Source organism: Tenacibaculum agarivorans (assembly GCF_001936575.1).
Classification (GTDB): Bacteria; Bacteroidota; Bacteroidia; order Flavobacteriales; family Flavobacteriaceae; genus Polaribacter; species Polaribacter agarivorans.
Map to the genome: position 1 here is coordinate 1 of NZ_MSMP01000066.1, position 9,232 is coordinate 9,232.

Below are 9,232 nucleotides of genomic sequence, written 5' to 3' on the forward strand. Positions count from 1 at the left end.
GGTAGATATTACCCATAAATCTAATACCCTGAGAATAGCAACTGCTCAAGCTATTGTAAAAGTAAGTTCACAAGCTACTATAGAAGCAATTCAAAATAATACTGTGCCTAAAGGAAATGTGTTTGCTATGAGTAAAGCCGCTGGATTATTGGGAGTCAAAAAAACACCTGAATTATTGCCTGATTGTCATCCAATGCCAATTGAGTTTACGGGAGTAACTTATGAAATAGAAGATCTATCTATATTGATAAAAGTAACTGTAAAAACAATTTATAAAACAGGGGTAGAGGTTGAAGCCATGCATGGGGCAAGTATTGTTGCTTTGAATATGTATGATATGTTGAAACCGATTGATAAAGGAGTAGAGATTCATCATATTAAATTATTAGAGAAAAAAGGAGGTAAATCATCATATCCAGTTAGAGATGTTTCTAATATTACGGCAGGGATTTTAGTGTGTTCTGATACTATTTCTGAAGGAAAAGAGGAAGATAAATCAGGAAAGTTGATTAAAGAAAAGTTCGAGGGATATCAGATAAATACAAAAGAAGTAGAAATTATTCCAGATGATTTCGATACAATTCAAAAGCGAATCAAAGAACTAAAAGAAACATGTAATTTAATAGTTCTTACTGGAGGAACAGGTTTATCTTCAAAAGATACTACGCCAGAGGCTGTTTTGCCTTTATTAGATAAACGAATAGTAGGAGCTGAGGAAACAATTCGTCGTTATGGACAAGAACGAATGCCTTACGCAATGCTATCTAGAAGTGTTGTAGGAACTATGTCTGGTTGCTTAATTTTAGCTTTACCAGGATCAAGTAAAGGAGTTGTAGAAAGCTTAGATGCTGTATTTCCACATTTATTTCATAGTTTTAAAGTATTAAAAGGAGAGCGTCATTAATGACAAATGAAAAGAATATATTAACGGATACGTTTGGAAGGCATCATAATTATCTTCGAATTTCATTAACTGAAAAATGTAATTTAAGGTGTACATATTGCATGCCTGAAAGTGGAGTTGTTTTGTCTCCTAGACATCAAATAATGAATGCTAAAGAAGTTATTGAGATTGCTTCGTTATTTGTTAAACATGGTGTTACTAAAATTCGATTAACGGGAGGAGAGCCTTTATTGCGTAAAGATTTTTCTGAAATAGTAGAAGGATTGTCAAAATTACCTGTAGAATTATCCATGACAACCAATGCTATTTTAGTGGATCGTCATATCGAAACATTAAAAACGTCAAGTATTAAAACTATTAATGTTAGTTTAGATACATTACATCCTGAAAAATTCAATACAATTACCAAAAGAGATCAATTTAAAAAAGCTTTTGATAATATTCAATTACTACTAAATGAAAACTTTAATGTAAAGTTGAATGTGGTATTGTTAAAAGATTTTAATGATGATGAAATTATTGATTTTATCGAGTTTACCAAGAGACAACGTATCGCAGTACGATTTATAGAATTTATGCCTTTTGATGGAAATAGATGGGATAAATCCAAATTAGTTAGCTATCAAGAATTATTGAATCAAATTGAAGATTATTATTTGTCTAGTGTTATTCAGCTTCCTAATGAAGAAAATTTTACCGCTAGAAATTTTAAAATAGAATCTTATAAAGGAGATTTTGGAATTATTTCTTCAGTAACAAATCCATTTTGTGATGTTTGTAATCGAATTCGATTAACTGCAAATGGTAAACTTAAAAACTGCTTATTCTCTACTTCAGAAACGGATTTATTATCAAGTTATCGAGAAGGAAAATCTATAGAACCCATTATTCAAGCAGCAATTTTAAAAAAGAAAGCAGTTCGTTCTGGAATGACAGATTTAGAAGATTTTGAAAACTTAACCAATCATAATAATCGTAGTATGATTACTATAGGTGGTTGATTTTTTCCTTTAATTTACTATCGTTTTTTTAAAAAAAAGCACAACCTATTTAAGTTGTGCTGCATTTATGAAGGTATATGTCTATTGGGCAAAAGAAAAGTTTTTTAAAGTTAAATTATAATAGAAAACTGATAATTAATACAGATGTATATATTATTGATAATCCATAGCTTGATTAATTTGAGTTAGACTCAACAAATCTTCAGTTTTATTGGATGCAATTGAACCCAGAATGTAATTATTGCTGTCTAGAAACAATGTTGTTGGAGTTGTATTTATATTATTCTCAATCAGAACGTCTTCAGAAATGTTATATTTCTTAAAATTAGAGTTGATTGTTTTATCATTTCCATAACCTTTTTCTAAAATAACAATTTTTATTTCAGGATTTGAAATGTGAAACTTATTTAAGGTATCATAATAATCTACACAATAATCACAATCACTAGAAGAAAATACTATCAATTTATTTTGGGGTAATTGTAATGCAGGTAAATCTAAAATAGATTTTTGTCCTCCAATTTTGAAATTAGTGATTTGGTTACCATCTACAAAAGAATTAGGCGTCTCTGCTATTTCTCTAACTATTTCTCTCATTCCTTGAAATGTATTCAGTATTTTTTTTGTGTTTTCTATAATGACTTTGTCTCTGATAGATTTTTGGTGATTATTATACAATAGAAAAATAGTTAAAAAATTAAGTATAGTTATATTTATAATTGTAAAATATAAAAAAGTTTTTCTGGAATATTTCATGAGTATATTTAATTAGAAAGATGATTAAAAGATATAAATATCATTATCTCTTAATCATCTCTAAGTTATTGTTTAAGTGTATAGATTAAATATGATTAGTAAACAGTGCTAGTACTGATTTGAATTTACTAAAGTTAGTATTAAGACAACCAGTTATACAAGAACCCCATTTTATTTTATTGTTTGAAGCTAGGCCTAAAACATCTTCGATAGCATTTAATGGATCTGCAAAATTTCTAGAGCATCCAGCCATACATGCAAATTTAAAGAAAGCTTCTTGACCAGCATGTCCGAAAGCAATTTGATTTAAAGGCTTTTTTTCAAATTCAAAATAGTCATCCCACTTATTAGAATTTCCCTTGAATTTACCACTTACTAAGGTTAAGCTAGATATTCTGTTTTGTTGCCAAGGATTGAAGGCTTGGGAATGTTTTCTTAAGCCGTGGGTATTAGATGGTCTAGCTGCAATTTTTTCACTCTTAAAACTATTATATTGATGAAAAAAAACATAATTATATTTACTTGTAGTAGCAGGTATAAATTTTCCTACTTTGTTATGGAAAAAATTCCTTAATGGTTTAAGACCTAAATCTACCTTTGAGAATATAGGTAATTGGTGTTTTCCGTTTTTGGACCATAATTGACCCGCATAAGTTCCATGTTGGTATTTTGTAGGGTGTTTAGCGACATATAATTGTATCCCTTTTCTTACTATTCCACTACCATGATTTTTACTCCCAATAAAAGTTCTATTCTTTGCGCTTATTCTAGTACTTTGTTTGGTTAGAATTGATACTTGTGGTGCTACAACCCATGATTTAGCTTCAAAAGGTAGTTTAAAGGGCTTAGAAAGATTAAAGTTTGTAAAAGATAAAGTGTATACTCTACCACTAAAATCGGGGTTACTGAAAAATTGACCAACTATTTCCCTAGTGTTGGTATTCACTAGATGGTTACTAATTCGGTGAGAGGTTATTGAGTTGTCAGTAACTACATTTTCTGATTGTGTTTCGTTTGCTGTAGTTTCAGGTATAATCTCAGTTTCCTTTTGACAAGAAACTAGAAAGATTAATAATAGAGGTATCAGTATACTTACCTTTTTTAATTGTTTCGAAAAATGTTTTTTCATTTTAATAAAGTTTTAAATTGTTCGTTTATTGAACAATAGAAGACTTAAAAAACCTACCATTTTTTGTTTTTTTAGCAACAATTAATATTATTTTATCATTCATAGTTATATGTAATTTGAAATTTTTCGCAGCAGAAATAGAAAGGTTAAGTGTATTAAAATAAAGTACTTACTTAATCTTTAATTTTGACGTTTTTTAAAATAATTAATCACTCAGTGTTAAAATATACAGTTTGTTATGTTGTAGTAATTTTATTTGAGTTTAATGAGAGGAGTTGTGATATTCACTTATAAGTTTTTCGAGTAATTTTAAATCCCATTCTCGCACGAATTCTTTCGTGTGATTAATGAAACTGTATTTTATACTACCAAAATTATATTGCTATGAATAGAAACTCTAAAATAGTGTTATAGGTTATATTGGGAAAGAGAATTATTAGATAAACTATATCTAAAATTTTGAGTGAAAGAAATACCACACAAAAGAATTTGTGCGGTAGCTCTTACTATTTAGAATAATGGTTTCTATTAACAACCCAATTTTGAAAAACTTCAGTATTTTGATACTACTATTCTAAACAGCCTCTTTTTATTAATTTTTTAGTTACAACTCGGAAATTGTCCTCTAACTTGTTGAATAGTATTAGGATCATTATTACAAATTGCTTGACCATTCAAAATTACATTCTGAATAAAATCAGAAGGAAAATTGTTAAACATTGGTTGCGAAATGCTAATACCATCTCCTAAAATTAAACCAACAGAAGGACCTTCATATTCAAACCCTTTAAATAAGCCTAAACTAGTTCCAGGATCTTTGATTTTAGTCCATTGATTACATGGGATAAAGCGCAGCTGGTTTTGTTTTAATTTTGCTTTTGTGCCATAATTAGCGGTAACTTTTGTAGCTGTTGGATTATCAAATCTTCCAGCTTTTAAATCTCCTATTTGGGTTTTAATAAATTGGGATCTATTTGGATGATCCAAAACTTCAGGAGATAAGGTAACTGCCCACTGTGTTCCATTATTACGTTTAAAAGCATTTCCTTTAAAAGCATTTCCAGAAAACCCAGGAAATTGATTGCTAACAAAATCCATGAATTGTATTCTACCTGCATCTGTAAGTGGGAAGGCTCTAGCACCATCAAATACAGCTACTCCGCCACTATCGTATCTTACGGCAAATCCACTACTATTTGCAACAATATTCTGTGTTGTAACTTTTCCGTTTTGAACAAAATGAGGAGAAAGCATTAATGCTGCTAAACCATTTGTATTTCTGATATTTTCTGCAAAAATATCATTAACCCCGCCTTGTTTTATCCCGTTTTTAATATCATTCTTCATTGCTCTGTCATCTGTTTCTAAACGTAGAGTAATACCTCCAACACATTTAAGGTTTCTGAATAATACATTATCACAATTATAAGTTTGTACCAATCCGTAACCAGTATGCGCTCCTGTTTGAGAAATATTTCTCACAATGCCACTATTGGCACCTGGTTTAACTTCTGGAGCACCTGAAACATGAATCATTAAAATAGAATTTAAAATACTTCTACGATCTTTAATATTGAATTTCTCTACTAAAAAATTATCAACACGACCAATTCTTGCAGCGGCTATAAATTTATTAGTTAAAGAAGGATCACATAGATCTATAGTAAATCGTCCATTCACCCCTCTAATACTTACGTTTTTAAGACGATTTCCTTGTTTACTAGCTCCAATATTAAAAATAGCACCTCTATCCAATTCAGGTTTAATCACTGTGCCTCCTTCTATTTCTAAATGAATATTAGATCTTAAGTTGATTCTTCCCCAAGTATATGTAGCTTTGGGAATTTCAATAATGGCTCCTTCTGCTTTGTTTTGATTAATAAAGCGGTTTAAATCTTGAGTTGTTGTTCCTGTAAATTGCACTCTTTTTATTGAGTCTGAAGGGAAGGTGTAGAAATTAGATACTTTAATTTTTGAATTTAATTCTTCATCTTGGGTGTTTCCTGCATCAGTATTCTGATCTTCAAGTATATTTTCAGAACAAGAGATAAAAAGTAAAACTAATGTAAGTAAGAAAAATTTGATTGGTTTGTTTGACATTTTCTTGGGTTTTAAATTGATTAATAGGGTTGTTAATTAAGACCCAAGTTATAAATACATTAAGAGGAACGATGGTTGAGGATTAACTCTTATCAGCAGTATTTTAACCTTTTTTGAAGTATTTGTAATAATAAGTCTAATAAAATGAAGTATTAATGTTTTTTAGCTCTTTATTCATATATTTTTTAATATATGAATAATTAAATAGCGACGTAAAAAAATAACTTGAATTCGATATAGATTTATATCGAATTCAAGTTGAATTAAAGTAGTAGTTGATTTTTAGTAGTGGTTATTGTTCTATACAATTACATCAAAGAGTAATAGATATGTTTGTGTAATACTATCTCTTAATTTTTTATTGCCAATTAATATAATTTGTCCAACGGTTTGTTTCTACATCTCCTAGCATTTTTTGAGTAACCGTACCATTAAGTTTTACTGCCCATTGAATACTATGTATTTGAAAAGGAGCTATTAATCGAGACAATAATAAATTCTTATGTGAAGAACAGCCACTGTTGAAAGAAATATTTTTAATAATAGTATAATTTAGTCCAGCTATGGGTGCGCTTGCTGTCCTTATGTAAGAACTATTAGTTGCATTTACTGAAATCTCTCTTGATTCGCCGGATAATCTCCAAGATCTTCTTCTGTGATTGTACTCTAATTTAATACGTAAGTATAAAGAATGGTAGTTTTGATTACCTATTCGTGCAGTTTCTGCATAAGCTTCATTAACATATTTGAAAGCTCTGGGAGAAGGGCCTTGCACTTTACCTGATCCACACCCTTCAACATAACGTTGTTTTCTAAATTCTTTCTGGTTATTAATAGCCACAGTTCCTCTTTCTAGGTATTCATTTTCAATAGGTACAATATCAGTAGTGATGCTACCTACTTTTTTAAGAGTACTAATATTTGCATTTGGATTTTGAATAGTGCTATCATCTAGTTCGTAAAAAGCACCGTTATGTAACCAAATAATTTTGTTAGCTACTTCAAACTGATAGTCCTCATTAAGAATAGCATTAAAAGCATCTGAAAATTCAGAACTTCGTTCATCATTATAAAATGATACCGTTTTTAATTCCTCTGTATCCAATTCAGAGAAATTAATAAAAGCAGTGTTAAAATCATCCCAGTTTTTAAAAGAAAATAAATTCTTTTGGGTTTCAGAAGTAGTCGTGTTAACTTCTTGTTCAATAATTTCGTCTACATTTCCTTGCTCACAAGAAAATAAACTTACAAAGGCAATTGCGAATAACGTTTTTTTAAACATAACTTGATTGATTAATTTTTGCTTTGAATATTTAAGGAATTCAAAACATGTTTTCTATAGTAGTGTTCTATGAAAAGCTAAAATGTTACTAGAAGAGATATACTTTTTTTACTAAACTGAGTTTGTTTTTTTAGTTGTGAAATTCTTATAGTGAAGAAGACAAAAAAGAAAAATTAGCCAAAATAATAGAAGAACCTATTTAAATAATATAGCAATAATACATAACTAAATTTCTAAATCTATTATAGAGTTATAATAGACTGGAAAACTTTTGTCTAGTTAAAAGTGAAAAATGCAAGAAATAATAAATTTTAGGTAAAAATAGTAAAGGAAAAGAACACTTATAAGGATTTTTTCAAAGAAAACTTAGATTATCTTTTAACTATTATTTATCTCCCCTTGAGTGACATCAACCTGAGTTTGAAATATAGCTTGGGTTGATTCTCTTAAAAAAGTTAATCAAATGTGGAAATCCACACCTTAAAATGGGTAAAACCACATTAAGATTTAAATAAGACATACTACTTTTACTTCCGAGTAAAAGATGTAACTAACTTGAATTAGTAATGATCTAAATACTTAAATAACAATTAATATGAAAATGAATAATTATCAAGAAAAATTAATTAAAAATTGTTTGTGTAACGCAAATTGCTAAAATCAAATTCTTTATGAAAAAACAAATCGTAAGCGCTTTTATAGCGTTAGTAGCTACTATGGGGTATACTCAAGAGTACCAGAAATTATTCCGCCATCGCCGGAGGCAACTTCATTGGCTAAATTTACAGAAATACCTGTGAGTCATTATACAGGATTACCTAACATTGGAGTTCCATTATATGAAATAGATTTTGAAGGATTAAAAATTCCAATAGGTATGTCTTACCATGCTAGAGGAATTAAAGTAGAAGAAATAGCTTCTAGAACAGGTATAGGTTGGGCATTAAATGCAGGAGGTTTAATCACCAGACAAATAAGAGGAAAAAATGATTTTGTGGGTACTCACTCATATCTCAATGTAGATTATTACAAAGATTTTGAAACTGATTTTTCAGTTAGGAGTAGAGTTTACAACCTAGATATACCTGGTAATGGTGGAGATTTACTTCCTGACTTATTTACATTCAATTTTTTAGGCTATTCAGGAAAGTTTATTTTCGATCAACAGACTAAACAGCCCGTTTTACAAAGTTATGATGATCTTAAAATAGAAAAAAAGGGAGGTAATTTAGAACAAGATGTTTATTTTGTTATTACTACTAAAGATGGTTTTAAGTTCTATTTTGGAAATACTAGTGATCCTAATGATACTAGAAGAAAAGCCAAAAGTAGGGATGTAGCTACGGGTGAATTTCTATTAAACAGTACGGCTGGACTTAGTGATACCACAAGCAATTCATCTTTAAATTTTACAAGCTCGTGGCATTTAATGGATATAGTAAGCCCTAATGGGAATAAGTTAAGTTTTACTTATGAAGAAGAGGTTACCAATTTTTATAGAAGAGCTTATGACTTTAAAAAGGATGGTAAGCAAAATTCTAGTTTTTCAGCCTATAGAGGACATCAATATCAATTAAAAGAAATTGTTTTCGATCATGGTAAAGTAAAGTTTATTAAAGATAACAATGAACGTGAAGACTTAAAAGGAGGTCATGCTTTATCATCTGTAGAAGTTTATAATACTTACAAACGAGTAAAAAAATATAATTTTAAATATAGCTACAGTTACAATAACTCATCCAATAATATCAATTATTACTTATACGCAAATGCCATTCATGCTAGAAAGCGATTGTTTTTAGATGATATTGAGTTAATAGGAAATAACAACGATACCGAATTATATAGAGCTTTTGAGTATACCAATAAAAATGGATTACCTAATCGTTTTTCAAATGCACAAGATTACTGGGGATACTATAACGGGAAAAATAATGGTCCTTTTCTAGCATCTTATAACTATGAAAACTATCAAGTTAGTAGAGCTGTTGATGTAGCTAAAGCTAATATTGGTTTAATAAATAAAGTTATTTACCCAACAGGAGGATATACTTCATATT

At 29.5% G+C, this 9,232-nt stretch carries 7 protein-coding genes; 3 read left to right on the plus strand and 4 right to left on the minus strand.

All coding sequences use genetic code 11. The features are described 5' to 3' along the window. Positions 1 to 904, plus strand: a 904-nt coding sequence (moaCB, locus tag BVC87_RS22645) for a bifunctional molybdenum cofactor biosynthesis protein MoaC/MoaB (RefSeq protein WP_075344680.1), incomplete at its 5' end; no start/stop codon positions are given. Then, a complete protein-coding gene (gene moaA, locus BVC87_RS22650) occupies positions 904 to 1,905 on the plus strand; it encodes a GTP 3',8-cyclase MoaA (RefSeq protein ID WP_075344681.1) in 1,002 nt (333 codons plus the stop codon). The genes moaCB and moaA, both read left to right, overlap by 1 nt. Positions 1,906 to 2,058: 153 nt before the next feature. Here the strand turns inward: moaA and BVC87_RS22655 are convergent, their stop codons facing one another. The 4 genes from BVC87_RS22655 to BVC87_RS22670 all read right to left on the minus strand — a co-directional run bounded on the left by BVC87_RS22655 (position 2,059) and on the right by BVC87_RS22670 (position 7,172). Beyond that, positions 2,059 to 2,583, minus strand: a complete 525-nt coding sequence (locus BVC87_RS22655; protein ID WP_159439406.1) for a thioredoxin domain-containing protein — start codon at positions 2,581 to 2,583, stop codon at positions 2,059 to 2,061. A gap of 163 nt (positions 2,584 to 2,746) precedes the next feature. Next, entirely contained in the window at positions 2,747 to 3,790 is a 1,044-nt protein-coding gene (locus BVC87_RS22660) for a hypothetical protein (RefSeq protein ID WP_075344683.1), read from the minus strand. A gap of 600 nt (positions 3,791 to 4,390) precedes the next feature. Then, the gene (locus BVC87_RS22665; protein WP_075344684.1) at positions 4,391 to 5,890 is read right to left on the minus strand and encodes a right-handed parallel beta-helix repeat-containing protein; all 1,500 of its coding nucleotides are present in this window, start codon (positions 5,888 to 5,890) and stop codon (positions 4,391 to 4,393) included. Positions 5,891 to 6,248: 358 nt separating this feature from the next. Then, on the minus strand, positions 6,249 to 7,172 hold the full coding sequence (locus BVC87_RS22670) for a hypothetical protein (protein ID WP_075344685.1): 924 nt from the start codon (positions 7,170 to 7,172) through the stop codon (positions 6,249 to 6,251). Between the two features lie 772 nt (positions 7,173 to 7,944). Between BVC87_RS22670 and BVC87_RS22675 the strand changes: the two genes are divergently transcribed. Then, on the plus strand, positions 7,945 to 9,232 hold a 1,288-nt coding region (locus BVC87_RS22675; RefSeq protein WP_200799228.1), incomplete at its 3' end, for a hypothetical protein.